Source organism: Roseomonas chloroacetimidivorans, from assembly GCF_049629625.1.
GTDB lineage: Bacteria > Pseudomonadota > Alphaproteobacteria > Acetobacterales > Acetobacteraceae > Roseomonas > Roseomonas chloroacetimidivorans.
In genome coordinates, this window is the sequence record NZ_JBNBZS010000005.1 from 25,658 (window position 1) to 51,097 (window position 25,440).

Annotated in this window: 23 protein-coding genes; 17 read left to right on the plus strand and 6 right to left on the minus strand. The window is 66.9% G+C overall.

The annotated features are described in order from the left end of the window. Positions 1–9: 9 nt before the first annotated feature. Positions 10–378 (minus strand): hypothetical protein, encoded by a 369-nt coding sequence (locus ACO1BU_RS05435; protein ID WP_424134930.1) that lies wholly within the window; start codon positions 376–378, stop codon positions 10–12. On the opposite strand from ACO1BU_RS05435, the gene ACO1BU_RS05440 reads away from it, so the two are divergent. The 8 genes from ACO1BU_RS05440 (at position 301) to ACO1BU_RS05475 (ending at position 7,293) form a co-directional block, all read left to right on the plus strand. After that, the gene (locus ACO1BU_RS05440; RefSeq protein ID WP_424134927.1) at positions 301–600 is read left to right on the plus strand and encodes a septal ring lytic transglycosylase RlpA family protein; all 300 of its coding nucleotides are present in this window, start codon (positions 301–303) and stop codon (positions 598–600) included. The two genes, ACO1BU_RS05435 and ACO1BU_RS05440, sit on opposite strands and share 78 nt — an antisense overlap. 314 nt (positions 601–914) lie before the next feature. Further along, entirely contained in the window at positions 915–1,937 is a 1,023-nt protein-coding gene (locus ACO1BU_RS05445) for an ABC transporter substrate-binding protein (protein ID WP_424134898.1), read from the plus strand. A gap of 2 nt (positions 1,938–1,939) precedes the next feature. Next, positions 1,940–3,337, plus strand: a complete 1,398-nt coding sequence (locus tag ACO1BU_RS05450) for an amidohydrolase family protein (protein WP_424134899.1) — start codon at positions 1,940–1,942, stop codon at positions 3,335–3,337. Continuing rightward, positions 3,337–4,116: an ABC transporter ATP-binding protein gene (locus tag ACO1BU_RS05455; protein WP_424134900.1), complete on the plus strand. Its 780-nt coding sequence runs from the start codon at positions 3,337–3,339 to the stop codon at positions 4,114–4,116. Before ACO1BU_RS05450 ends, ACO1BU_RS05455 begins: the two co-directional genes overlap by 1 nt. Then, the gene (locus ACO1BU_RS05460) at positions 4,113–4,862 is read left to right on the plus strand and encodes an ABC transporter permease (protein ID WP_424134901.1); all 750 of its coding nucleotides are present in this window, start codon (positions 4,113–4,115) and stop codon (positions 4,860–4,862) included. The genes ACO1BU_RS05455 and ACO1BU_RS05460 overlap by 4 nt, the downstream gene beginning before the upstream one ends. Next, positions 4,859–5,605 carry an ABC transporter permease gene (locus ACO1BU_RS05465; RefSeq protein WP_424134902.1) on the plus strand — a complete coding sequence of 249 codons (747 nt, stop codon included), beginning with the start codon at positions 4,859–4,861 and terminating at the stop codon, positions 5,603–5,605. The genes ACO1BU_RS05460 and ACO1BU_RS05465 overlap by 4 nt, the downstream gene beginning before the upstream one ends. An 885-nt stretch (positions 5,606–6,490) precedes the next feature. Continuing rightward, positions 6,491–6,742: a hypothetical protein gene (locus ACO1BU_RS05470; RefSeq protein ID WP_424134903.1), complete on the plus strand. Its 252-nt coding sequence runs from the start codon at positions 6,491–6,493 to the stop codon at positions 6,740–6,742. A 362-nt stretch (positions 6,743–7,104) separates the two neighbouring features. Further along, a complete protein-coding gene (locus ACO1BU_RS05475; RefSeq protein WP_424134904.1) occupies positions 7,105–7,293 on the plus strand; it encodes a polyhydroxyalkanoate synthesis regulator DNA-binding domain-containing protein in 189 nt (62 codons plus the stop codon). Positions 7,294–7,860: 567 nt separating this feature from the next. Here the strand turns inward: ACO1BU_RS05475 and ACO1BU_RS05480 are convergent. Further along, positions 7,861–8,823 carry a TAXI family TRAP transporter solute-binding subunit gene (locus ACO1BU_RS05480; protein ID WP_424134905.1) on the minus strand — a complete coding sequence of 321 codons (963 nt, stop codon included), beginning with the start codon at positions 8,821–8,823 and terminating at the stop codon, positions 7,861–7,863. A 546-nt stretch (positions 8,824–9,369) separates the two neighbouring features. Between ACO1BU_RS05480 and ACO1BU_RS05485 the strand changes: the two genes are divergently transcribed. From ACO1BU_RS05485 to ACO1BU_RS05505, 5 genes are all read left to right on the plus strand, one after another. Further along, the gene (locus ACO1BU_RS05485; protein ID WP_424134906.1) at positions 9,370–10,605 is read left to right on the plus strand and encodes a CaiB/BaiF CoA transferase family protein; all 1,236 of its coding nucleotides are present in this window, start codon (positions 9,370–9,372) and stop codon (positions 10,603–10,605) included. A gap of 32 nt (positions 10,606–10,637) precedes the next feature. Continuing rightward, positions 10,638–11,156: an FAS1-like dehydratase domain-containing protein gene (locus ACO1BU_RS05490; protein WP_424134907.1), complete on the plus strand. Its 519-nt coding sequence runs from the start codon at positions 10,638–10,640 to the stop codon at positions 11,154–11,156. 5 nt (positions 11,157–11,161) lie between these two features. Then, complete coding sequence (locus ACO1BU_RS05495; RefSeq protein ID WP_424134908.1) at positions 11,162–11,641, plus strand: hotdog family protein; 480 nt, start codon at positions 11,162–11,164, stop codon at positions 11,639–11,641. Between the two features lie 132 nt (positions 11,642–11,773). Continuing rightward, positions 11,774–13,120, plus strand: a complete 1,347-nt coding sequence (locus ACO1BU_RS05500; RefSeq protein ID WP_424134909.1) for an MmgE/PrpD family protein — start codon at positions 11,774–11,776, stop codon at positions 13,118–13,120. A 15-nt stretch (positions 13,121–13,135) separates the two neighbouring features. Further along, a complete protein-coding gene (locus ACO1BU_RS05505; protein ID WP_424134910.1) occupies positions 13,136–14,347 on the plus strand; it encodes an acyl-CoA dehydrogenase family protein in 1,212 nt (403 codons plus the stop codon). A 101-nt stretch (positions 14,348–14,448) separates the two neighbouring features. Here ACO1BU_RS05505 and ACO1BU_RS05510 read toward each other — a convergent pair whose 3' ends face one another. Beyond that, positions 14,449–15,426: a Bug family tripartite tricarboxylate transporter substrate binding protein gene (locus ACO1BU_RS05510; RefSeq protein WP_424134911.1), complete on the minus strand. Its 978-nt coding sequence runs from the start codon at positions 15,424–15,426 to the stop codon at positions 14,449–14,451. A gap of 222 nt (positions 15,427–15,648) precedes the next feature. Between ACO1BU_RS05510 and ACO1BU_RS05515 the strand changes: the two genes are divergently transcribed. Further along, complete coding sequence (locus ACO1BU_RS05515; protein WP_424134912.1) at positions 15,649–16,605, plus strand: hydroxymethylglutaryl-CoA lyase; 957 nt, start codon at positions 15,649–15,651, stop codon at positions 16,603–16,605. A 36-nt stretch (positions 16,606–16,641) separates the two neighbouring features. Here ACO1BU_RS05515 and ACO1BU_RS05520 read toward each other — a convergent pair whose 3' ends face one another. Beyond that, positions 16,642–17,466, minus strand: coding sequence for an IclR family transcriptional regulator (locus ACO1BU_RS05520; RefSeq protein ID WP_424134913.1), 825 nt, complete (start codon positions 17,464–17,466; stop codon positions 16,642–16,644). A 178-nt stretch (positions 17,467–17,644) separates the two neighbouring features. Between ACO1BU_RS05520 and ACO1BU_RS05525 the strand changes: the two genes are divergently transcribed. From ACO1BU_RS05525 to ACO1BU_RS05535, 3 genes are all read left to right on the plus strand, one after another. After that, positions 17,645–18,817: an NADH:flavin oxidoreductase/NADH oxidase gene (locus tag ACO1BU_RS05525; protein ID WP_424134914.1), complete on the plus strand. Its 1,173-nt coding sequence runs from the start codon at positions 17,645–17,647 to the stop codon at positions 18,815–18,817. An 18-nt stretch (positions 18,818–18,835) separates the two neighbouring features. Then, positions 18,836–19,723 (plus strand): SMP-30/gluconolactonase/LRE family protein, encoded by an 888-nt coding sequence (locus ACO1BU_RS05530; protein WP_424134915.1) that lies wholly within the window; start codon positions 18,836–18,838, stop codon positions 19,721–19,723. A gap of 252 nt (positions 19,724–19,975) precedes the next feature. Then, entirely contained in the window at positions 19,976–20,953 is a 978-nt protein-coding gene (locus tag ACO1BU_RS05535) for a Bug family tripartite tricarboxylate transporter substrate binding protein (RefSeq protein ID WP_424134916.1), read from the plus strand. On the opposite strand, the gene ACO1BU_RS05540 is transcribed toward ACO1BU_RS05535, so the two are convergent. Both ACO1BU_RS05540 and ACO1BU_RS05545 read right to left on the minus strand, forming a co-directional pair. Further along, entirely contained in the window at positions 20,950–22,980 is a 2,031-nt protein-coding gene (locus tag ACO1BU_RS05540; RefSeq protein ID WP_424134917.1) for an ATP-dependent helicase, read from the minus strand. The two genes, ACO1BU_RS05535 and ACO1BU_RS05540, sit on opposite strands and share 4 nt — an antisense overlap. Before the next feature lie 119 nt (positions 22,981–23,099). Continuing rightward, the gene (locus ACO1BU_RS05545; protein WP_424134918.1) at positions 23,100–25,397 is read right to left on the minus strand and encodes a type IA DNA topoisomerase; all 2,298 of its coding nucleotides are present in this window, start codon (positions 25,395–25,397) and stop codon (positions 23,100–23,102) included. Positions 25,398–25,440: the final 43 nt, after the last annotated feature.

The following is a 25,440-nucleotide window of genomic DNA, read 5'->3' on the forward strand; positions in this document are numbered from 1 at the left end:
CGCATGAGGCTATGGACGGCCGCTCTGTTTTGCGTGGCGCTGGGTTTCGGGTGCCTGGATGGGGCGGCCGCCATGGCCCGCGCCGGCGGAAATGGAGCGGCGCAGGCGGAGAGCCGCAGGCAGCATCAGGCGCGGCCCTCGCGCCATCAGGCGCGGCCGTCGCCTCACCATGTGCGTTCCCCGCGCCAACAGGCGCGTGTCCTGCGCAGAGGGCGTGGCGGCACGGCGCGCCATCACCGTGCCGCCACGGCGCAGCGGGGTCGCGCTTCCATTTATGCCTCCCGGCTGGCGGGGCGGCGCATGGCGGATGGTAGCCGCTTCGATCCCCGCTCCGACACAGTGGCGAGCAAGACGCTGCCGCTGGGCACGCGCGTCCATGTGACGAATCTCCGCAATGGGAAGACGGTGGTCGGGCATGTTCGGGACCGCGGCCCCCATCGGGGGCGGCGGATCCTGGATGTCAGCCCGGGCATGGCGGCGCGGTTGGGTATGGGTCGGACGGGGACCGAAATGGTCTCGGTGCAGCCGGCTGGCGTGCTCGGAATTTCGGCGCCGGCGCAAGCTGCGACTATACGGAAGGGGCATTCCCGGCGGCGTTAATGCTGGGTTCGGAACAAACGGGCCGGGATCCGCTCTTCACCGTGAGACCCAGCCCTTCTGTCGACAGGCTGATCATCATAACGACGCCACGATCTCTACTCTGTCGTGCCAGCGTGGCCCGGAGCATCCGGAGCAGGTTCGGTATACAATTGCGGAACGGGAGAGCGGGATCTGGATCCTCAAGGAAGGCAAGGGCTGAAGGCGGTTCTCACGGCCACGTATCACGGAATTGCGACTGCGGCGCCTGGAACCCTCTTGAAACAGCCGGTTTCAGAGCAGATAGGTCACGCCGTTCTTTGAGGCCGGGTTTTCACATGCTCCACTTCCATCGTCGTCGCCTTCTCTCCGGCCTCGCTCTGGCCGGCTTGGCCGCGCCCGCCATGCTCCGGGGCGCTTCAGCCCAGGGCGTCACGAAAACCCGGCTGCAGCTCGGCTGGATCCCGAATGTCCAGTATGCCGGTGAATGGGTGGCGCTGGATAAGGGCCTGTTCCGCAAGCACGGCGTAGATCTGGAATGGTATCCGGGCGGCCCCAATGCCCCCGCCGCCCCCGTGGTGCTGGCCGCCGGCCGGGCCGATCTGGGCTATACGAGCTGGTTCCCCTTCCTGGACGCAGTCGCCCGGGGGAATGATTTTGTCATGGTCGCGGCGGTGTTCCCGAAGAGCCCGCTCGGGATCATCTCCCTGGCCCGCAAGCCCATCCGTAAGCCGCAGGATCTGGTCGGCGCGCGCATCCTTGCCCAGGGCGCCCCGGAGAAGACGGCGATCGACGCCACCCTGGCCGTGGCCAAGCTGCCGGTGCAGTGGACTCAGGTGCCCGCCGGCTTCTCGCCGGAGCCGCTGCTGAGCGGGCAGGGTGACGGTTATACCGCCTTCAGCACGAACCAGGTTATCACCCTCGAGAATATGGGGATGGTGCAGGGCAAGGACTTCTTCTTCACCAGCTTCGACGATCTGGGCTTCCGCACCTATGGTGCCGTGCTGACGGCGCCACGCGCCTATGTGGAGAAGAGCCGCCCGGTGGTGGTCGGCTTCCTGCGCGGCCTGATCCAGGGCATGCAGGAAAATGAGCGTGACCCCACTCTGGCGCCGAAGCTGGCGGTGCAGCGCTATGGTGTCGATTTCGGTCTCGATCTGAAGCAGCAGAACCGGCAGAACGTGCTGCAGATCCCGCTGACCCATTACGACGAGCCCGGCAAGCCGCTGCTTGCGCTGGACCGCGACCTGATGGCCGGCGCGATGTATGACGCGGCCCGCGCTGCCGGCCGGACCAATCTGCCGGAAGTGGACCGCATCGCCGACTTCTCGCTGGTCACCGAAGCGCATCAGGGGCTGTGACAATGGATATGCCCAACGGCCCCGTGGATATCCTGATCCGCGGCTGCGACGTCGTCACCATGGATGATGCCGGCACGGTGCTGCATGACGGCGCCGTCGCCATTGCCGGCGGCCGCTTCGCCTGGATCGGCGCCAACAGCGCGGCGGATGGAATCAAGGCGAACACTGTCCTGGACGGGCGCGACCGCATCGCCATGCCTGGCATGATCGATGGGCATGTACATACCGCCCAGCAACTGCTGCGTGGCAAGCTGCCGGAGATGAGCCGCAAGGGCCCGCTGCGGAACCCGCCCTGGAAGAACTACTACATTCCATTCGAGGGGCTGCTGGAGCCGGAGGACGTCCATCTCAGCGGCCTTGTCACCTACGCCAACATGCTCCTCTGCGGCACGACCTGCTTCGCGGAAGCGGGCGGGCCACATCCGGACGAGATGGCGCGGGCGGCCGAGGAGATCGGCATCCGCGGCTTTGTTTCCCTTTCCACGGTAGACCAGAACACGGCCTTCGCGGGCCGTACTGTGCCCGGCTCCATGCTGATGACGACGGAGCAGGCCTATGACCGCAATGTCGCGCTGGTACGCCGCTGGAAGGGCAAGGACCGGCGCGTGCAGGCCTGGATGTCCATGCGGCAGATCATCGTCTGCACGCCGGACCTGATCCGCTCCCTCTCCGACGCCGCGAAGCAGGAAGGGGTGCGCATCCACACCCATCTGGGCGAGGGCACTTATGAGGTGGACTACGCGCTGGAGAATTTCGGCCGGCGCCCGACTGAATATCTCGACAGCCTCGGCGTGCTCGGGCCGCATCTGCACTGCGCCCACTCCGTCACTCTCTCGGCGGAAGAGGTGGACCTTTATGTCGAGCACAAGCTGACGGCCTGCCATTGTGCCTGGGGCAATTACGGGATCGGCGTGCCGCGGCTTCAGGAGATGTGGCGGCGCGGCGTACCGATCGGGTTGGGCACGGATGGCGCAGCCGGGGCGGCCACGATGGATATTTTCCAGGTGGCCCATGCCGCGCGCGTCGGCCAGTCCGCGCAGATCGGCCACCCCTATCATCAGCGCGTGCCGATGAGCGCGGAGGAGCTTCTGAAGATCGCGACCCGTGGCGGCGCGCGCTCCCTTGGCATGGGCGATGAACTGGGCAGCCTGGAGGTCGGCAAGCGCGCCGATATGCTGCTGGTTCAGACCACCGACCCTGACCAGATGGGCGCGACCGATCCGCTCTTCCTGGCATCATCCTGCATTGTCGGCCGAGATGTGCAGGACGTGATCGTGGATGGGAAGCTGGTCGTGCAGGGCCGCCGCCTGCTGACCATGGATCTGGAGGAGATCCGCGCCAGGCTGAAGAGGCGTCGCCCCGAGATCATGGCGCGCTTCGACGCGGCCGTGACAGCCTGATGACCCCGCAGCCCGCGATCGCCGTTCAGGGCGTCACGAAGCGCTTCCGGCTGGATGACGGGCGCGAGTTCACGGCGTTGAACGACATCTCCCTCTCGCTCGCCGAGGGGGAGTTCGTCACGCTGCTCGGCCCCAGCGGCTGCGGCAAGAGCACCATCCTGCGCCTCGTCGCGGCGCTGGAGGAGCCCAGCGCCGGCAGCGTGCAGGTGGAGGGCAGGGCACCGGCCGAGCTGTCCCGCCAGCACCGGCTGGGCGTTGCCTTCCAGGACCATGCGCTGCTGCCCTGGCTGGACGTGGCATCCAACATCGCGCTGCCCTTCAAGGTGGCTGGGCTGAAGGTGGATGAGGCGCGGGTCGCCGACCTGATCCGGCTGGTCGGGCTGTCTGGCTTCGAGAAGGCTCGGCCGCGGCAGCTGTCGGGCGGGATGCGCCAGCGCGTGGCCATTGCCCGCGCCCTGGTGTTGAAGCCGGACGTGCTGCTGCTGGACGAGCCCTTTGGCGCGCTGGACGCTGTGACGCGCCGGCAAATGAATATCGAGTTGCAGCGCATCTGGTCGGAGCAGCGCACCACCACCCTGCTGGTGACGCATGACGTCGGGGAGGCTCTGTTTCTCTCCGACCGCATCATCGTGCTGAGCGGCCGCCCGGGGCGGGTGGTGCGGGTGGTGAACGTGCCCTTTGAGCGGCCGCGCGATCCCTCCGTCATGCGCTCCGAGTTGTTCCACCAGATGTCGGACGACCTGACGGACGCGCTTGCCGCCCCGGCTGAAGCCCTATGAGCGAGGCGCGCAAGACCTTTCTTTTGGGCGCGCTGGGCATCATTGCCTTCCTGATCGCCTGGGAGGTCGTCGGGCAGGGGCGCTGGCTCGGGCTGAGCTGGCCGCCGCTCAGCGCCGTGCTGGCGATGCTGATGGATGAGAACCGGCGGCCCCTCTTCCTACGCGCGCTGGGCGCGACGCTCTCCTCCCTCGCGACGGGCTATGCGATTGGTTGGGTCAGCGGCGTCGCCGCCGCGGCGCTGGCGCATCTGGCGCCCCCGCTGCGGCCGGGGATCGACCGCACCAATGCCTTCATCCACGCCATTCCGTCCGTGGCACTGGCACCGCTGCTGATCCTGCTGGTCGGGCGGGAGGGCACGCCGGCAACCCTCGCCGCGCTGAGCACCTTCTTCATCCTCTATGTCTCCACAGCCTCCGGCCTCGGCGCCACCCCGCCGGCGCTGCGGGACCTCGTGCAGGTGCTGGGCGGAAGCCGCTGGACGCGGTTCCGGCGACTGGACCTGCCAATGGCGCTGCCCACGGTGGTCAGCGGCATGCGGCTGGCGGCTCCGGGCGCCCTGATCGGCGTGATCATCGGTGAATGGTTCGGCGCCCCGCGCGGCCTGGGGGTGCTGGTGATCAACGCGATGCAGAATTTTCAGATTCCCCTGCTCTGGAGTGCGGTTCTGCTGGCCGTGCTCGTGTCGCTCTCCCTGTTCGGGCTGCTCGGTGCCCTGCAGCGCGGCGTGATGGGGCGGCTGCAATGAGCGCCGTGTTGCGGGCCCTGCGCGCCTCCTGGGGCATTCTCGCGATCTTGCTGTTCTGGCAGATCTGGGTGGCGTTCAGCGGGGTGAACAGCATCGTGCTGCCCGGTCCCATGGGCATGCTGCGCAGCCTGGCGGCGGCGCCCAGCCTCTATCTGGCCAGTACCGCGCAGACCGTGGCGCTGGCCGCGCTGGGGCTGGTGCTGGGCGTGGCGCTGGGAACGGGGCTGGCCATCCTCACCTGGTTCTCCCGCTTCCTGGCGGGGCTGCTGACGCCGCTGGGGATCATCTTCGCCTCTGTGCCCGTGGTGGCACTGATCCCGGTGCTGGCGCGCATTTTCGGTTACGACATGCGTACGGTGCTGGCGATCGTCGTGATCATCTGCTTCTTCCCGGCCTTCGTCTTCACTGGGGCGGGGCTGCGTGCCCTGCCGCGGGGCAGTGACGACCTGTTTCGGGTGCTGGGCGCCTCCACGGGCAAGCGCCTCCGGTTGCTCGCCTTGCCGGCAGCGATGCCGGACTGGGCGGTTGCCCTGCGGCTGGCAGCGGCGAACAGCATCCTGGCGGCGATGGTGGCCGAGTTCCTGATGGGAACCAGCGGCCTGGGCTATCTCTTCGCCGAGGCGCGAAGTGACTTCGACATGGAGCGCGCCTTGGGGGCCAGTGCGATTGCCACCGTGATCTCGGTGCTGTCCTTCTTCCTGGCCTCCCGTTTCGAGGGCTGGGCGCAGCGGAACTGGCGCTGAGGGCGCGTCCAGTACGTTAAGGGCACTTCGAGGGACGGCCAGGAGTGCTGGCCTCGGGTGCCGTCATGTTCCGCCTCGGAGAGGCAGTCCTATTGGGAAAGGAACTGCTTCCAGCCATGGTCATCCCAAGGTAATTATACTTGGGTTGTGACGCATCGCTTTGCTGCTTTTGCTGAAGCGGGCAGCGCGACGGGCGATCGATTGCGCCCTTTCGGACCACGGCAGTAGCCAGGAACGGAAACCTGGGTCGGCGAAATAGCTGCCGGGAAACCCAGTTGATCTCTCGAATACCATTCAATCCGGGCGTGACCGCCCAGGCGACAATAGGTGAGTCGGCCTCTTTGCCTTCGCTGCTCGAATTTCGGCAAGGGCAGAGTGATGCGCTCGATCTTCTGATTATCGTGGTTGGCGGTTATTGAATTTGCCAGATGTTGAAACAGGCCCGGCGTGGAAAGATCGGACTGGTGGGCCCGAACCGTCGGATCGCGCCTGTGCAGCACCACCGGGAACCCGGACGAGGCGAAATAGCAGCAGAACGAGGCCCGAGGATGACTGAGCTGGACCCGGCATTCGGCCCGGAAAATCCGGTTTTCACTCTCCACCCGGCTGACGCGGGGAGGCGGGCCGGTCCTGTAACTTTCAGCCCTCGCTGGATAAGACGATTGGCGCCGTCGAACGTTATTCTTTGGGTCACCAAATGGTGCGTTTCTGCCCGGAACCGCATGGATTCATTCTCGATCTGGTGACGGGCGGTCCTCCATTTGCGTGGCGCCTTGGTTTCTGAAGGCGAATGGGAGGCCGCTTTTCCTGAGCGGCATGGCCGTTTCATGAAAGTGTGGGGCACCAACTTCCATTGGGGGAATGACAATGAGGACCGACCGTTCCATGAACCTCGGTCTGGTAAAAGACGTATTCCGGGCTGGTCTGGAGCGTCTTGCCAGCCGGCCTGAATCCAGTGCGAAGCGGGCACGAGCCTTTGCCCGACTGCGCAACGCCCTGTTTAAGGTTCTGCAATCCGCTCCGATGGATGCGGATCCTGTGATGAAAATGAAGCTGCGCGCGACCATAGCCGCGGGTTTCGATGCTGCGGTACGTGAGGTGCGGCACAGGCGGAAGCGCCGCTTCGTCAGGGGCTGATGCGCGCGAGGACCGCTAATCTCATTCGCTCCTCGGCTGGTGTCGCCGGTGGGTTCCGGATGGCGGACGGGCGCCGAGGCTCTGGGGGTAGTTGAACGGCCTTTACGCTACCTGGGTGTGGCGAAACCCGGCCCAGCCCTGGGGCGCATGCATCGTCGGCCAGAATGCGCGCGGCGCCTGGAGAGGCGGTCAGGCGAGGTCAGTGGCGGCCGGCCTGCGCCGAGGGGCAGGGCTCTAGGGATGTGTGTTCCCGCCTGGACACGAAAGTGCCCCATATTGGACGTCAGACTGGCGCAGTTGGTGCATGATCAGGACATGATCTTTGGCGTTTATGATCTGGCCCAGCAAGAACGGAGCCTGCAGTGACACCAGGTCAGAGTAAAAGCGCCCCTATCGTCATACGCCGATATGCCGCTGATCGGTTTTATAACATGGCGGAGCGGCGTTATGTGTCCGTTCACACCCTGCGTTCCTGGGACGCCCAGGAGATTTCTTTCCGGGTCATCGACGCCGAGACGAAGGAGGACATTACGAGCACCGTACTGTCCTGAGGCGATCGCCGAGGGGCGGCGCCGTCTGGCGGCACGAAGCCGCTCTGGAGCGGCCGAGTCCGCCGGGCTCAATTGAGCTGGCGTCGCGGGGCGGCTGGTCACAAATCCTGCCCAGATCCGGGATCACGCCATCAGCCCTAAGATCCTTCGGGGCTGAGGGCCGGGAGCATCCTGGCATCGGGGCAGGCAGCCACCGGTACAAGGATCTCGGAGCGGCTCGTCTTCCTGTATGTCGGGAAGCCGTCGGCCTGCCTCGGGGAAGGTTTGCCTCGGGGCCGAGGCAGCCATGGCCCAGCGATACCGCAAGTTCGTCGCCGATGGGCACCTCCATTTTTGGCGGGGGTGACGCCGTGTTTCGGCGGAGGCTAAGCAGTGATCCTCCTTTGCGCCCCGGTTTGGCGAGACCGGAGCGCAAACCGTCTACGGGAACCCCGGACCGGTTCGCGCCAGAGCCGGTGGTCACCTGCCGTATTGGGACGGCTCGGTAGAGGCGCAGGCATCAGGACCATCGTGCATCTGGCCGAGGCATTCGCCCGAAGGCACCTGACCGCCTCACCGTGACCGGCGCTAGCGAGCGATCCCTCGCTCCTGGAGATAGCGGAGGACGCCTGGATGGATCATCCGCATGTCGGAAACCGAGGCCAGCGTGTTCTCCGGGGTGGTTTCGCGGCCTTGCGGCAGGCGTGAGGCGATGCCGGCGCGTGCCCTGTCGATCGCCGCTGCGAGGCGGTGCGCGACCTCCTCCGGAAAGTCCGGGCGGGCAAGAATGTAGCTCCAGGTGCCGACGGAGGTCACCGGGTGCACCTGGCCGGGATAGCTCCCTGCCGGCAGGACCATTTCACGGATCGAGGGAAGCGCAGCCATGGCGGCGCGGCGCTCTGCAGCACCAGGTGCGATGAACTTCGCGCCGGCCGGCCCCGAGGCGATGGCGGTAAAGGCGGGCCAGCCAGCGCCGCCGCCCCAGAGGGCCGCCACGCGGCCACTTTCGACCATGCCGGGTCCATCCCCCACATGGTCGAGGAAGACAGGCTGGAAGTCGCGTTCGATATTTAGCCCCAGGCTGCCCATGATCTGACGCGCGAGCACGACGAAGCCGGAACTGCCCGCGCCCCAGGCGATCGGCTTGCCGACCAGGTCCCGGACGGAGGTGGTGTTTGAATCCCCCCGCGCGGCGAAAAGGCCGGGTGTCGCGTACATGGCTGCGATGACGGAGATGCCGCTGCCGGCGGCCAGCGCATTCGTCGCCGTGTCGCCAGCCACCAAGGCAATATCCACCTTTCTGTCCGCGAGAAGGCGTGCATTCTCCGCGCTGCCTCCTGTGTTGCGCGGCGAGAACTTGATCGTCGCATCGACATCGGCGACAGCGGTGGCGAGGGCGCTGCCATAGGCGGGAAAGCCGCCGCCAGGTGTTGCCGTCGCGAGGACCAGGGTGACGGGGGATTGGGCAAGGGACGGCCCGCCATACAGAGCGGTAGCGGAGAGAAGACCGATTGCCGCACGACGGTGAAGGCGGGGGGCGTTCGAGACCATGTGAGGGTGCGGCTCCTTCGTTTGATACGTCGCCTTCGGTGCCGATTCCTCGCTGGCCCCGGGCGGCTATCTGCCCTGGAGGATATCTCTCCGGGTTAGGGTCGAGGAGACGTTCAGGCCCCTTTTCCTTCGTACTTCGAAGCAGATGGGGTGAGAGGCTCGCCGCTTGGTCAGTCTGCTGAATGCTGCGCGGCTTCTGAACTGTACAGCGCGTTGACGGCATCCTTGCGCAGAGGACGCCATGCCTGTCCTGCCGGCCCCAGCCTTCCAGCCGCATTGGTCGGGTTCTTCGATGCAGGCACGACGGAGCATCGAACTGCCGGGAAGAGGATCAGCGCAGCCTGCTCCGGTGCCGGGCCATCCTCGGCCAAACAGGATCGCCTGTTCGGTATTTACAAACCCTCCGCGCTGCGCCTAGCCTTAGAAAATAAGTAATCTACTCGCAGTGCAAATTAAGAGCTGCCGCAAGGGCAGCCGCCGGGAAACGTCGGAGGATGATGTGTGCCATCGCTGCCGGGGCCATTCGGTCCCAGACCAGGTGCGTGCATGACGGGGCCGCTCACCGGGCTGCGTGTCGTCGAGGTCGGTGTCGCCATGGCCGGGCCGTTCTGCGCGATGACGCTCGGGGATTTCGGAGCTGAGGTCGTCAAGATCGAGCGCACCGGCATCGGCGATGACAGCCGGGCCTGGCCACCGCATTTCGGCGGCGCCATGGGCTACTATTTCAGCTCGGCTAATCGCAACAAGCGTAGCGTCGCACTCGACCTCAAGACGGCCGAAGGTGTCGCGGTGGCACGCCGGCTGATTGAGCGGGCTGATGTACTGGTGGATAATTACCGCATCGGCGCGCTGGCGCGGCTCGGCCTGGATTGGGAAAGCCTGAGCGCAGCCAATCCGCGCCTCATCTATTGCTCCGTCAGCGGTTTTGGTGCCACCGGCCCACGGGCCGAGGAGCCGGCGAACGACCTCTTCATGCAGGCCTATGCTGGCGGGATGAGCATCACCGGCGAGGAAGGCGGCGGTCCGGTGAAGATGGGCATCTCGGTGGCCGATGTTGGTGCCGGGATGCTGGCCACCATCGGTGTGATGATGGCGATCGAGGCACGGCACCGGACGGGCCGAGGGCAGCGCGTGGACACCTCGTTGCTGGAGGGCCAGATCGCGATGCTCGCGCATTTCATCACGCGCTACTTCGCCTCCGGCGAAGTGCCTGGCCCGAGCGGCAGCGGTGCCCTGACCAGCCCGACCTATCGCGCATACCGAGCCTCGGACAACTGGATCGTCATCTCGGCCTTCAACGAGCGCATGTGGCGCGGCCTCTGCACCGCTTTGGAGCGGCCGGACTGGGTGGAGGATTCGCGCTTCGCCGATGCCGGGCGCCGGGTCGCCAATCGCCTCGAACTCATCGCGCTGATCGGCGAAGTCATCGCGCGGCGGAGCGTTGCGGAGTGGGAGGCGCGTCTCAAGGCCAATGAGGTGCCCTGCTGCCCCATCAATCGCATCGACAAGGTGGTGGCGGAGGAGCAGGTGGCGGCCCGGCAGATGATCGCGGAGATCGACCTGCCAGGGCTTGGGCCCATGCGCATGGCGGGGCTGCCGGTGAAGTTAAGTGAAACGCCGGCCGCGATCGGCCTGCCGCCACCGCGCCTGGGCGAGCATACGGCCGAGGTGATGCGCGGCCTTGGCTATGCCGAGACGGAAATCGAGGCGCTGGGCCAGCGAGGCGCCATCGGCCTCGACCAGGGCTGGCGTGAGGGAGACCTTCCGCGGCGCGCCGGTTAGCGCCCGCATATACAGGAAAGGACCAGTTCGGCATGGCGCTGCTGACGGACGAGGCACGCAGCTTCATCGGGCGGGAAGCCCCAGCCTTCGCCGCCTGCGATGCGGTGGAGCCCGGAGCGGTGCGCCGCTACGCGCAGGCAATCATGGATCCGGACCCGGCCTATGCCTCCGACGAGGCTGGGGCGCGGTATGGAGGTGCGGTCGCTCCACCGCTCTATCCCTCTTACATGTTCCGCACGCCCTTCGGCGCGCCGGACGTGCTGACCGAGCGCGCGCATGACCCGGATTTCGATGGCATTGTCATGGGTGTCGGCAACGGCCTGCCGGAACTCCCGCTGCACGGGCTGGCGCTGCTCAATGGCGGCGCCGAGGTCGAGTTCTACGCCTATGCCCGGCATGGTGAGCGGGTGCTGCAGAAATCCCGCTATGCGGACATCTACGAGCGCGAGACGAAGTCCGGCCCGATGATCTTCGTGATCATCGAGACGGAGTTCATGACCGAGGCGGGCCAGCTGCTGCTGCGCGCGCGCAAGACGATCATCCGGCGGTGAGCAGCATGCGCGAGAGGATTGACTTCGAGGAGGTCTCGATCGGCGACGATGTGGGACCGCTGTGCAAGGGACCCTTCACCACGCCGCATTTGATGCGCTGGTCGGCGGCGATGGAGAACTGGCACAAGATCCATTACGACAGGCCCTTCACAACCGAGCACGACAAGCTGCCGGGGCTGCTGATCAACGGGTCACTCAAGCAGCAATTCATCGCCCAGCTCCTGAAGGATTGGGCAGGACGCGCTGGCTGGGTCTGGAAGGTGAACTTCCAGTTCCGCGCGATGAACCTGGTGGGTGAGACACTCACCATCTGGGCGAAGGTCAAGGACAAGCGCGAGACGCCGGCTTATGGGCTGATCGATCTCGATGTCGGCATCCGCAACGAGAAGGGCGTGGAATCCACGCCGGGTTCGGCGGTCGTGGCACTGCCCTATCGAGGTCGTGACCCGGTTCCCTACCCGTTCATTCCACCTGCTAAGACCTGACGACAGTGCCGGTTTCGCCCCGGATCGCTTGACCCCCGGCAGGGCGGCTCCCAGCCTGAAAAAGAATATTTTATTCGGACTGCAAATAAAAGAACGGCGCGGCCTGTCGCCGCCCAGAGGAGGAAACCCGTCATGGCGCTTACGCATGCGCTTGGTGCTTTCGTCGCGTCGCTAGACCCGGTGCGGATTCCGGCACAGGCGCTGCACACGGCCCGCATGGGGTTGATCGACTGCGTCGGTGTGATGATCGCCGGCCGTGACGAGGACGCGCCGCAGATCCTGCGTCGCACCCTCGCACCCGCGGGCGGGGAGGCGACGCTCTATTTCAGCGGCCTCCGCGCCCCGGCGCCCGAGGCGGCCTGGATCAACGGTACAGCGGCCCATGCGCTCGATTTCGACGATGTCGCGCTGCGCGGGCATCCGAGCACCGTACTGGTTCCCGCCATCCTGGCGGAAGCCGAGGCCCTTGGTTCTTCCGGTGCTGAGATGCTCACGGCCTATGTGGCGGGCTACGAATGCTGGGCCGAACTCGTCCGGCGCGAACGGGGCTTCCACCACAGCAAGGGCTGGCACCCCACCGGGATCTTCGGCGCCATCGCCGCGGCCGCCGCTTGCGCGAAGCTGCGCGGGCTGGATGCGGGGAAGGCAACTATGGCCATTGCGCTTGGCGCCTCGCAAAGCGCGGGGCTGATGGCGAATTTCGGCACGATGACCAAGCCCTTCCATGCCGGGCGTTCCGCGCATGCCGGGCTGATGGCGGCCCGTCTGGCCGATGCGGGCTTCACTGCTTCACCGGACGCGCTGGAGCATCCGCAAGGCTTCCTCGCCGCCGTCTCGCAGCATGGAGAAGTGGACCGGGAGGAAGAGGCTTCGGCGCTGGGCCGCGAATGGCGCATCCTCACCGAAGGGCTCAGCATCAAGAAGTTCCCGACATGCTACTGCACCCACCGCTCCATTGACGGGATGCTGCAACTGGTCAGCGAGAACAGCTTCGCTCTGCAGGATGTCCAGGCAATCACGGTTCATATGAGCGACCGGCACGCCACCATTCTGCGCAACCACCGGCCGAAGACCGGGCTGGAGGCGAAGTTCAGCGCCGAGTTCGCCATGGCGGCCGCCATCATTATGCGCCGCGTGGGGCTGCCGGAGCTGACGGACGCCTTCGTCCAGCGCCCTGACGTACAAGCGCTGATCGCACGGACCACGGTTGCCGCCAACCAGGATTATGACCCGGAGATGCCGGCGGGGGCACGTTTCGACAAGGTGGAGGTGCGGCTGGCTTCCGGACAGGTGATTGAGGGGCCGGAGATCCGTCGCGCGCGCGGGCATGCCAGCATTCCCCTGTCCGAGGCGGAGCTCCTCGAGAAATTCCAGGCCTGCCTGGAAGTGGGTGGCATGTCGGCACAGGCGGATGCCCTGTTCGACCAGCTGCGGAACATCGACCGGACGCCTGCCCGGCAGCTCGCCCTCGTGGCCTGATTGGAGAAGACGAGAATGGACACCCATGTTCCCCAGGAGTCCGGCTACGTCCTGCCGGCGGAGATCCGGGAGTATCGGGACCTCGCCCGCCGCATCGTGCGGGAGGAGTTGCTGCCGCTGGAACGCGAATACCTGGCGTCACCACGCCAGGCTTATGGGCTGCCGCCAATCGTCAATCTCACCTCGGTCTTCGATCAGAAGGTCGTGGAGCGCCTGATCGGCATCGCGCGCGATTCCGGCCTCTGGTACCTCATGGTGCCGGAATCCTACGGCGGCAGCAGCCTCGGGATGCTCGCGCAATGCGTCATTCTCGAGGAGTTCAACTACACTGCCGTGCCCTTTCCCTTCGCTTCGGTGGCCAACATTCTTTACGAGTGCAAGGGCGAGCAGGTGGACCGCTACTTGAAGCCGGTGATTGAGGGGACGAAGACCACCTGCTTCGCGCAGTCCGAGCCCAATGCCGGCTCCGATCCTGGCGGCATGATGCAGACCCGCGCTGTGCAGGACGGCGACGGGTGGGTGCTCAACGGGACCAAGATGTGGATTTCGAACGCGCACGAGTCCGATATCATCATGGTGCAGGCGGTCACCGACCCCGAGAAGCGGCAGCGTGGTGGTATCACCATGTTCGTGCTGGACCGCAACACGCCGGGCGTGAACATCGATCCCGCGGGTATCCCGACCTGGTTGGGCTCGCGTGCCTCTCAGTACATCATCAACTTCGACAATGTTCGGCTCGGGCCCGAGAACGTGCTTGGCGAGGTCGGCAAGGGCTTCTCTCTCGGCCAACGCTGGCTCACCATTCATGACCGGCTGCTGCGCGGGCCCTATGCCATCGGCAAGATGCAGCGTGCGCTCGATCTCTCCATCGAATGGGCGAAGCAGCGCGTGACTTTCGGAAAGCCGATCGCCGAGCGGCAGGCGGTGCAGTGGAAGCTGGTCGACATGCATGTCGACATCACCGCGCTCCGTTCCATGACCTATGAGATGGCGGCGCGTGCCGATGCGGGCGAGGATGTGCGGGCGGAGGCGGCGCTGGTGAAGATGTGCGCCGGTGACTGGGGAGCGCGCTGCCTTGATCATGGCATCCAGGTGCATGGCGCCATGGGCGAGACGCTGGAGCTGCCGCTGACCTATTTCTACCGCCTGCTGCGGCACGCTCAGATTGGCGGCGGTACCAGTGAGATCCAGCGGGTGCTCATCGCGCGCAAGCTGCTGGCAGGTTAATCGCGCGGGCGCCCGGCTTCCGGGCGCCCAGTCCGCTGCAACTTGCGAACTGATGGGGCCGCTTCTTCGGAAGCGGCCCCGTTTTCATGAACTCCCGCTTCTCAGGCGCGGATATTGGCGCGCTTGATGATGTCGACCAGCTTCGCGACAGAGGCGTTGAACGCGGCCCGCGTGCGCTCCGGGTCCATCGGCTCCGCTGGCACGAAGCCTTGCTCCTCCAGGACTCGCTGCAACTCCTGGTCCTGTAGGGATTTGGCAGTGGCTTCGTTCAGCTTCTGCAGGCGATCGGCCGGCACACCAGCGGGTGCGAAGAGCAGGTTCATGCTCACGCACTCATATCCCGGCAGGCCGGCTTCGGCGATGGTCGGCACTCCCGGCAGTGCGGTGAGGTGCTGCAGGCCCGTGAGGCCGAGTGGGCGGAGGCGGCCCGATTCAATCAGGGGCAGGGCAGGCGGGATGGTGCAGAAGCTCAGATGGACCCGTCCGCCCGCGACATCGTTCAGGCCGGGTGCCGTGCCGTTATAGGGAACGTGCAGCGTCTGCGTGCCAGCCATCAGGTTGAACATCTCGGCCGCCAGATGGCCCGCGCCGCCCACGCCGAAGGAGGCATAGGCCAGTTGGCCCGGCCGTGCCTTTGCATAGTCGATCAACTCCCGCAGGTTGCGCACGGGAAGAGAGGAGTTCACGACCAGCAGGTAGGGAATGGTGGTCAGTGGCGCGACGGTGACGAGGTCCCGGTCCGGGTCGTAAGGCGTCGGCGTGCCGATATGCGACATCAGGGCCAGCTGGGTTCCGCCGGAGAGCAGCGTGTAGCCGTCGGGCTCTGAGCGCGCGACATATTGCGTGGCGAGCATTGTAGAGGCGCCGGGCCGGTTCTCGACCACCGCTGTCTGCCCGATCTGGTGGGAGAAGCGCGCGCCGAAGGCCCGCGCCATCAGATCGACGGAACCACCAGGCGTATAGGGAACCACCAGCTTGATCGGCCGGTTCGGAAAAGGTTGGGCCTGCGCCATTGCGGGTCTGGTAAGGCCCGTTCCGATGGCGCCGGCCAGGCCGGCAAGATTGCGGCGTGTGATCATCAATTGCCTCCTCCCTTGATGACGGCAAATGCCCTCTGACGAGCCGCCGGCATCTCGCTCCAGCATGAATTTGCTGTGCGAATTTCTTATTAGCTTTTACCGTGCCCTGTTTCGGGCTATCTGATCAACGGTCTTTTCCGGCCCCGCGGCCCGGTCCTCGCCGGGATCGTCCCCCGCATTCCTGGGTGACGAGGGCATCAAGAGCACTGAGGGGAATCGCTCATGTCCGACCTGCCGAAGCATGTGCACATCCAGGAGGAAGGGCCGCGTGAGGGCTTCCAGATCGAGCCCGGCCCGATCGCGACTGCCGATAAAATCCGCCTGATCGAGGCGCTGGCCGAGACCGGCCTGAAGCACATCCAGGTCTGTTCCTTCGTCAGCCCAAAGGTAGTGCCGGGCTGGGCTGATGCCGAGGCGACGGTCAGCGGCTTCAGGGCGAAGCAGGGCGTGCACTACACGGCGCTGTGGTTCAACGAGAACGGCCTGAACCGCGCACTCGCCTTCCGTGACAAGCTGACCATCTCGGGCTCCATCTCCCTGACAGCCTCAGAAGCCTTCACGAAAAAGAACCTGAACCGCACCCATGCGGAGAACCTGGCGGCCATGCGCAAGCAGACCGCCGTGCACATCGCGAATGGCGTGCCGGTGCGGCGGATCGGCGTGATGGCCGCCTTCGGCTGCAACTATCAGGGCGACATCACCCCCGCCCAGGTTATCAGCACGCTGGAGGACGGGCTCGCCATCGCGCAGGAGGCCGGTGCGGAGATCACCGACTTCTCGCTGGCCGACACGATGGGCTGGGCCATGCCGGGCCGTATCGAGCGTGTAATTGGCGAGGTGCGTGCCCGCTGGCCGGAGAGGCGCATCACCCTGCATCTGCACGACACGCGCGGCCTGGCTGTCGCGAATGCTCATGCGGCGCTGAGGATGGGCATTGACCGCTTTGATGCAACGGTCGGCGGGCTCGGTGGCTGTCCCTTCGCCGGACAGAAGGGCGCCGCCGGCAATATCTGCTCGGAGGAGCTGGTGCTGCTCTGCCACGAGATGGGCATTGAGACCGGCGTGGATCTGGACGCGCTGATCGAGGTCGGGCGCATGGCGGAGCAGATCGTCGGGCACCAGCTGCCGAGCGAACTGATCCATGCCGGCAGCCTGGACGCCTTCCGCCGGGCCGCCTGACCGGATGGAGGAGGGCGACGGTTCCGTTGCCCTCCGTTACCTCGACCCGGGGCGCATTTCCTGCGGGCTGAGGCCATGCCGCAGCATCTTCGCCAGCTCGGCGAGGCGTGGCCCCACCTCAGCCCGCAATTGCGCGACGCTGAGCGTGACAGAGGCCGACCCGCAATTCACCGCATAGTGCACCGCACCGCCCGGCGCTACCACCGGCGCCGCGGCGGTGTTGTAGCCTTTGTGCAGCACGCCGCTGTTGATGATGAAGCCGTGCGCCCGGTACTCGGCCAGCGCCTTCGCGAAGCCCGCCTTCGCCTTTTCCCAGCGCAACGTGTCCTTCTGCTCCATTTCAGCCACGACCGCGGCGCGTTCCTCATCCGAGATACCGGCGAGCCAGGCCCAGCCGAGCGCCGAGGTGGAGAGCGGCACGCGCGAGCCGACGCGTAGATTCATCAGCAGGCGGTTGTCGCTCTCGCAGCGCTGCAGCATCACCATGTCGAGGCCGTCCCGCGCTGCGAGGGCTCCGGCGCCCTCGAAGGTGTCCGCCAGTTCCTGAAGATGCGGCCGCGCGAGTTCAGCGATGCCGAGACCGGCAATGGCGCTGTGGCCGAGCCGGAGGGCAGGCAGGCCAGGGCGCAGCTTCTCGCCGGAGACTGAGACGAGAACGCCGAGTTCAAGCATCGTATGGCAGAGCCGCCAAACGGTCGGCTGCGGCAGTCTTGTGAGCCGTGCCAGATCCGATCCGCTCAGCTCCGGCCGTTCGGGCGTGAAGCATTGCAGGAGCTTGAGCCCACGCGCCAGGGCAGTGACGAACTGGCGATCCTTCTCCTCTTCCGGGACGGGTGGTGCTTCGACTTTGGTCAGGACCAAGCGACAGTATCCCTCATTTTCAAAAGGCCGCTGCGGGCGCTTTACGCCTCGGGCCGGTGCAGGATAGCATCCCTGCGGTACGAGTACATAATTCGCATTGCGAAAATGCAGCGGCAAGCCAAGAACAAGCCTGCACCGTCCTTCGCGGAAGACAGGCGGAAGGAGGATGACAGCCAGGATGCCTCAGTCGCCTATGCTCTTTGAGCCGATCCACCTCCGCGGCCTGACGCTGCGAAACCGGGTCGTCCTGTCGCCCATGCTGACCTACGCGGCGGAGGGCGGCCATGTCACGGACTGGCACCTGATGCATCTCGGTAAGTTCGCCGCTGGCGGCACCGGGCTGGTGTTCATGGAATCAACGAAGGTGGATCCGCGCGGCTGCACCACCCCGCGGGATCCGGGCATCTGGAAGGATGAGTTCGTCCCGGGCCTGCAGCGCATTACCCAGTTCGTGAAGGTGCATGGTGCCGCGATCGGCCTTCAGCTCGGCCATTCCGGGCGGAAGGCTCGCAATTCCCTCCCGTGGGAAGGTCGGGCGCCGCTGGCCAGCCATCCCGGCGTCGATCATGGCGAGGAATGGGAACTGGTGGCACCAAGCGCGATTCCTGCGAGCCCCAGGGCGGCCGTGCCCCGCGCCCTTACGATCCCGGAGATCCAGGACATGGTCGCCGCCTGGGGTGCCGCCGCCGCGCGCGCCCACCGCGCCGGCTTCGATGTGCTGGAGGTTCACGGCGCACATGGCTACCTGCTGCACCAGTTCCTCTCGCCCACCGCGAACCGGCGCGACGACGCCTATGGCGGCAGCCTGCGCAAACGCATGCGCTTCGTGGTCGAGGTGGTGGAGGAGGTGCGGCGCCACTGGCCCGAGGAGAAGCCGCTCTTCTTCCGCGTCTCCGCCGTGGACGAGGATGGCGGCACCATCGAGGAGACGGTGGAACTGGCCCGTGTGCTGAAGACGAAGGGCGTGGACATCATCGACTGCAGCACCGGCGGAATGACGGCGCGCTCCATCGCCGACCCACAGCGCCCTGCCTATGGCTACCAAGTGCCCTATGCCGCCCGCATCCGCGCCGAGGCGGGAATCGCCACCATGGCGGTGGGGCTGATCGTGCATGCGGATCAGGCCGAGGCGATCCTGCGGCAAGGGAGCGCCGATCTCGTCGCGATCGGCCGGGAGATGCTGCACAACCCGAACTGGGCGCTCGATGCCGCCATGAAGCTGGGCGTGGAAGCGCCGTTTGCGGGCCTGCCTTCCGCCTATGGCTACTGGCTGGAAAAGCGCGACAAGGCCGGCTTCGGCGGGCGCCCCTCAACCTGGCAGGCCGGCATCGAGCCCGCTGGCGCCGCCTGAGCCGGAGGCAGATCAGCCATGGCGAAGCGACCGCCTCCCGAGATTGAAGTGACCCACAGGGGCACCGACATCGTCGGCGAATGCCCGATGTGGCATCCAACGGAGCAGCGTCTCTACTGGGTGGACACCCGCCGCCCGGCGCTGCAGCGCCTGGAGGCGGACGGCACGGTCCGCCACTGGGACATGCCGAACAATATCGGTTCCTTCGTCTTCCGCCGCGATGGCGGCATCATCGCCGGGCTGAAGCAAGGCTTCGCGGAAGTCGATCTCGGCACCGGGGCGGTGACGCCGATCCTGGATCCGGAGCCCGACCGGCCGGAAAACCGCCTGAATGACGGGCGCTGCGACCGCCGCGGGCGCTTCTGGTGTGGATCGCGTGACGCGGGCGACGAGAATCCGGGTGGGTCGCTCTACCGGCTCGATCCGGGCTTTTCCTGCAAACGGATGGACACGGGCTTCATCGTCTCTAACGGCATGGCCTTCAGCCCGGATGATCGCACGATGATCTTCGGCGACAGTCGGGGCGAGACGGTGTGGCGCTATGATCTTGATCTGGAAAACGGGCGGATCAGCAACAAGCGCATCTTCCTCTCCACGGCCGGCCTGCCATGGCGGGTCGATGGCGCGACCTTTGACGCGGAAGGCTATTACTGGTGCGCGCTGATCGGTGATTGGTCGATCGGGCGCTTCGACCCGGAAGGACGACTGGACCGCATCGTGCGGCTGCCCGTCTCGCATCCCACAATGTGCAATTTCGGCGGGCCGGGTCTGGACGTGCTCTATGTCACCTCCGGCACGGTGTTCCTGAACGAGGCGGAGCGGGCGCGGCAGCCCCTGGCCGGTTCGGTCTTCGCTCTGCATGGGCTGGGGGTGCGCGGTATGCCCGAACCCCTCTTCTGCGGTTGATAGTAGCAGGATGCTGCCGGGCCGTGCGGACGGTCGGGCACCATCATAACGATCCTCGTGACCGGTTGAGGGCAGGCTTCGGTGCTGCAGCCGGCGCGCTGCCCGGAACGGAGCGGGCCAACAGGGACTAAGCCGGCGTGCCAATCAGGCTTGCGGTTCGGAAGACGATCACGCTAGCGTTGCAGAAGTAAATTGAAAATTCGCAATGCAAATGAGGCGGGGCCATCAGGAACTCCGCCCGAGGAGGAACGTATGACCCGTACCCTGGGGGCTGCATTGCGGGCGGCGCTTTGCGCCGTGCTGATCGGCGCCGTCGCGGCACCGCGCGCCATGGCGCAGCAGACGCCCTTCTATCCGGACCGGCCTGTTCAGGTGATCGTCTCCTGGCAGGCGGGCGGCGTTGTGGACACGATCGGCCGCGCGCTCTCCCAGGCCATGTCGGACCTGTCCGAAGGGCGCTTCATCGTCGTCAACCGCGATGGCGCCGCGGGGATCGTGGGTGCCCAGGCCGTGGCGAGCGCCAAGCCGGACGGCTACACCATCGGCTTCGGCCCGATCACGCCGATCACCACGGCGGCCCATACGGTGCGCGGCGTACCCTTCAACGTCGAATCCTTCGAGTATGTCTGCAAGGTTTTCGAGAACGTCCTGGCCGTGAGCGTTGCCGAGCAATCACCGTTCCGCAGCCTGCCCGAACTGATCGATGCGATCCGCGCGCGCCCGGATAAGATGACCTACGGGCATTTCGGCACGAACAGCCTCGGGCATCTCTCCTTCGCGAACATCGTCCAGGGCCTTTCGCTGCGCGTGACCGACGTGCCTTTCCGCGGAGAGGTTCCCATCTATCCCGAGATGCTCAGCGGGCGGCTTGATTTCGGCATGGGCACGGTGGGCGGCGCGCGCGGCAAGCCGGTGCGTCTTCTGGCGGTGTTCGGTGACCACCGCAGCGTCGCGGCACCGGATGTGCCGAGCACGCGTGAACTGGGCTTGCCCACGCTGCAGCCGGTGCTCGCCGGCATCACCGTGCCGCGCGGAACGCCCGAGGCCTTGACGGAGCGGCTGGACACGCTGTGCCGACAGGCCACCGAGGCAGCGTCCTTCCGCGAGGTGATGGGACGCCTCGGCGAGCCAATCCTCTATGCTGGACGCGAGGACTTCACGGAGCAGGCCCGCCGCGACAATGCGGAGAAGATCGAGGTGGTGCACCGTCTCGGGCTGATCCCGCGCTAACGCGAGCCGGCCTTGCGGGCCAGGAACTCGGCCACCTGCTGCTCCAGCTTCGCTCCCTTCGGAATTGGCTGTGCATGCGGATGGGGCGCTCGTGCCGTCTTGCTCGCGATGTCCCCCGAGGGTTTCGGCAACTCGCCCAGGAAGCGCGAGGGCTTGGCCGCCCATTCGCGCCGGTTCCGGACCCAGCTCAGCCGCAGGGAGCGCCGGGCGCGGGTGAGGCCGACATAGAAAAGCCGGCGTTCCTCAGCCAGGGCGCCGTTCTGTTCGGCCGCCCAGTGCGGCCATACGCCCTCTTCCAGCCCGGCCAGTAGGACGTGGTCGAACTCCAGCCCCTTCGCCTGGTGCAGGGTCATGACGGGCACGGCGTCAGGTGCCGCCGACCCGCCGGGCGCGTCGGCGAGCGCGGCCCTGTCGCAGAAGGCGACGACGTCGCCGGACGGGCCGGCCGCCAGCAGCAGCTTTTCCCATGCTTCGCCGGCTGTGCCCCGGCCGTCCAGCCGCTCTGCAATCTCGCTCGCCTCTGCAGCAAGGCGCAGCGCATCGGCGGGGCCGAGCTTCCTCCGGGCGATGCCGTCCCCGATCTCGCGCGCGATGCCCAGCACCGCCTCAAGGCCCTGGCGTTCCTGGGCGGTGCCGGGCAGCGTCGCTACGGCATCGGCCAGCGAGAGACCTTGCGTGCCCGCGTGCTCGCGCAGGCGCCCGAACAGCGTGCCGCCGATCCCCCGCGGCGGAAAGGCGCAGGCGCGCCGGAACGCGTCATCGGCAGCCGGGCTCCAGACTTCTGGATGACGCTTCCCGCCGCCGGTCCGGCTCATGGCCAGTCGCAGCCAAGCGATGGCACCGAGCACCTCGCGCGGCGTCTCGGGCTCGCGGTCCGTCACCAGCCGCACGGGGATCCCGGCCCGACGCAGGGCGGCGAGAATCGGGTCGGCCACGAACCCTGCTCGGACGAGCACCGCACATTCACGCCAGGGCAACTCCGGCTGCTTGCGGCGGAGCGCCTGTATCCAGGTGAGCGCGTCGCGTCCCTCGTCGTCCGGCGTGGCGGCCTCGCTGACGGCGATGGGAAGGCCGGCCGGCGCCTTTGGATCGGCCGGACGCAGGGTCTTTGGCAGCGCTTCCGGATCCCGGGTCGCGACGGCATTGGCCGCGCGCAGGATGGAAGCGGTGGAGCGATAATTGGTCTCAAGCTTCAGCGGCGCGGGGGCGGCCGGGTAGTCCTTCCCGAAGCGCCGGATATGCGTGACATCCGCCCCACGCCACCCATAGATCGCTTGCAGATCGTCGCCCACCGCGAAGACGCGGCCGGGCTTTCCCGCCAGCAGCCGCACCAGCGCGTGCTGGGCGTGGTTGGTATCCTGGTACTCGTCCACCAGGATCTCGGCCCATCGGGCGGACCAGCGCGCAGCGAGAGCCGGATCAGTCCGCATGGCCGCCACGGGGATGGCGATCAGATCGTCGAAGTCGAGCGCCTGGCGTTGCTGCAGCGCCACTCTGTAGTTCGGCAGGACGGTGGCGGCCTGGGCCAGAACCTCCGGCTCGAAGCGGGCGAGGGCAGGGGAGCGCGGCAGCCGGCGCGGGTCGGTGACCAGACTGTTCTTCAGCAGCGACACCGCCTCCGCGAGCAGCGCGCCCTCCTTTGCATCGGCCAGTCCGGCTGCCTGCATCAGCAGGCTGCGCGCTTCCCGCGCCCCGAGGATCGCGAAGCCCTTGGGTAGGTTTGGGACGCCGGCGCCGTCCTCGATCAGCAGGCGCGCCATGACGGCGTGGAAGGTGCCAACCCAGCGCGGCGTGCGCGCCGGGCTGAGCAGAGCGGAGAGGCGTTCCCGCATTTCTTCGGCCGCCTTCACGGTGAAGGTGATGCAGAGCAGCCGGTCCGGTGCCTCACCGCCGAGGATGAGGCCGGCCACGCGCCGGGTCAGCGTCTCGGTCTTCCCGGAACCCGCGCCCGCCAGCACCAGGACCGGCGCGGGATGGGTCGCGGCTGCCCGCTGGGCAGGGTTCAGCCCGTCGAGGTGATGCGGCATAGGCAGGAAGGGACCGGGCGATGCATCGGCCGTCGATGGCAGTCTCCCGCCGGTGGGGCAACACGGGCCGTTCCGTTCATGCGATTCCGGAACCGAACACACCGAGGCTGTGGCCGGGATCACAGCCAGCCGCGTTCGCGGAAGCCGTCGAGATCCGTGCCGGGGGGCGCGTACCAGCCGCCCGCGCGGTAGCGGGCGCCGAGATCGAGCGCGACCTGCTTGTTGCCGAAGGGAATGTTCAGCGGCGTATCGTCCTGGCTGGGGGCAGAGGCCTTCGCCGCGCCCGGCTTTCCGCCGCGCCGCTTCCGTGGCGCTGCCTCCGGTGCCGCCTTGGCTCGCACCGTCGCCTTCCTGCGCGTCACGTGCCGCGGAGTGTCCCCCTCTGGCTGCCCTTGATCCAGAACCACGCCGCCGTCGCGCTGAACCTTCTTGCCGGAATGCTCATCAAGGAAGGCCCGGCACAGTTTGCCCGAGGTCGTATAGCCGCGCGGCGGCTTGATGCCTTTCTGGCGCGCCAGGCTGTCCACGAAACGCTTCATGGCCGGGGTCGGGGGGCGGTCTGCCCCGCCGCCCCGCGCCCCGCCACCCAGCAAGGCCGGATCCACTGATCCAGCCCCCTCCTGCAGCCGCCCAATGATGCGGCTGGCCTGGGTGCAGACGGCGTCGATCGCGCCCATCATTTCCTGTTCGCCGACCAGTACCTCATCCAGTAGCCGTTCCATCTGCGCCGTTACGCCGGGATCAACCAGGGCCGGATCGGCCTTCTCCAGCACGGCAAAAAGCGACAGGCCCCGCGGGGTGGGTATGATGTGCTTGCCATCCGCGACCAGGAATTCCTGCGCCTTCAGGCCGCGGATGATCTCGGCCCGGGTGGCCGGCGTGCCGATGCCCTTGGCCTCCTTCAGCCGCTCCCGCAGCCCCTCATCCTCGACGAAGCGCCAGGCATTCTGCATCGCATCGATCAGCGTGCCCTCGTTGTAGCGTGGTGGCGGCCGGGTCTCCTTGTCCTCCACCTCGGTATCCCGCAGCTGCACCGTCTCGCCGTTTCGCAGCGCCGGGAGAAGCTGCGCCTCCTCGCCCTTCTCCTCGGCCGGCTGCCAGTCCGGGAAGGCGGCGCGCCATCCCATCTCGATGGGCTGGCGGCCTGAGGCACGGAAGAGGTGGCCGCGCACATCCAGCGTGACGGTGGTCTGCCGGTAGCGGAAATCCGGCATCATCGCCGCGAGATAGGAGCGGGCGATCACGTCGAAGAGCCGCCGCTCATCGGCCGAAAGGCGCGGCCAGATCTCGCGGAGGCGCTCCACCGTGTTCACATTGGGGATCACGGCGTGGTGGCTGGCCCCGGCCAGGCCTTTGTCGTGGAAGGGGCCGCCAGCGCCACGGCGGATCACCGGCGGTTCGGGCACCGGCACCTCGCTGAAGGTGCGGCCCACACGGAGCGCCGCGACAATCCGGGGCGCGTCCGGGATCAGGCTTTCCGGCAGGTAGCGTGTCTCGGCGCGGGGATAGGTGATGACCTTCTTGCCTTCGCCATCATAAAGCTGCTGCGCCACCTCCAGCGTTCGCGCCGCCGACCAGCCGAAGCGGGAGCCGCAGAGCCGTTGCAGCGAGGGCAGGTCGTGCAGGCGGGGCGGGGATTGCCGCTTGTCCTCGACCTTTACGGCCAACGGTCCCTCGAAGCCCTCGGCCGCCGCGGCGATCGCCTCAGCATCCGCGCGCTTGAGGATGCGCTCCTTTGGGGCGTGCCGCATCCGGAAGGCGCCGGCCGCCGCTTCGGCGGTCGCCACAACCTCGAAATAGGGTTGCGGGACGAAGTTCCGGATCTCCAGCTCACGCCGGCATACGATGGCCAGGGTCGGTGTCTTCACGCGCCCCACGCCGATGACCGTGCGCGCGCCACGGGCAAGGGTGACGGTCGCCGTGCGGGTCAGGGAGAGGTTGTAGATCTGGTCCGCCTGGCGCCTGGCGACGGCGGCGGCATAGAGGCGGGCATATTCGGCATTGGGCTTGGCCCGGGCAAAGGCGTCCCGGATGGTCTGCGGGTCCTGGGCGGTAAAGATGACCCGCATGACCCGGCCGCGATATTTCAGGTGTTCCAGGATCTCCTGGCCGATCAGCTGCCCTTCGCGGTCGCAATCCGTCGCGAGCCAGACGCAGTTCGCGCGCCGGAGCGCATCCCGGATCGCCTGGAGCTTGGAGGCCTTGTTTCCACCCGATGCCGGCTTCGTGCCGTAGAGTCCCTCGGGCCGCAGCAGGATAGGGGACCAGCGCTTCCAGGCCGGCACCGCCTCCTCCGGCTCCACTAAGTCGAACAGGTGGCCCTCGGCGGGCAGGATCGCGCCGTACCGGTGCCCCACCGCCGCCCGGACGTCCTTCGCCTGGCTGGTCTTCTCAGTGATGACGATCTGTTCGGTCATGGCTGCCCTTCAGAGTGTTCTCTAAAGGTTCTGGGGCTGGTCT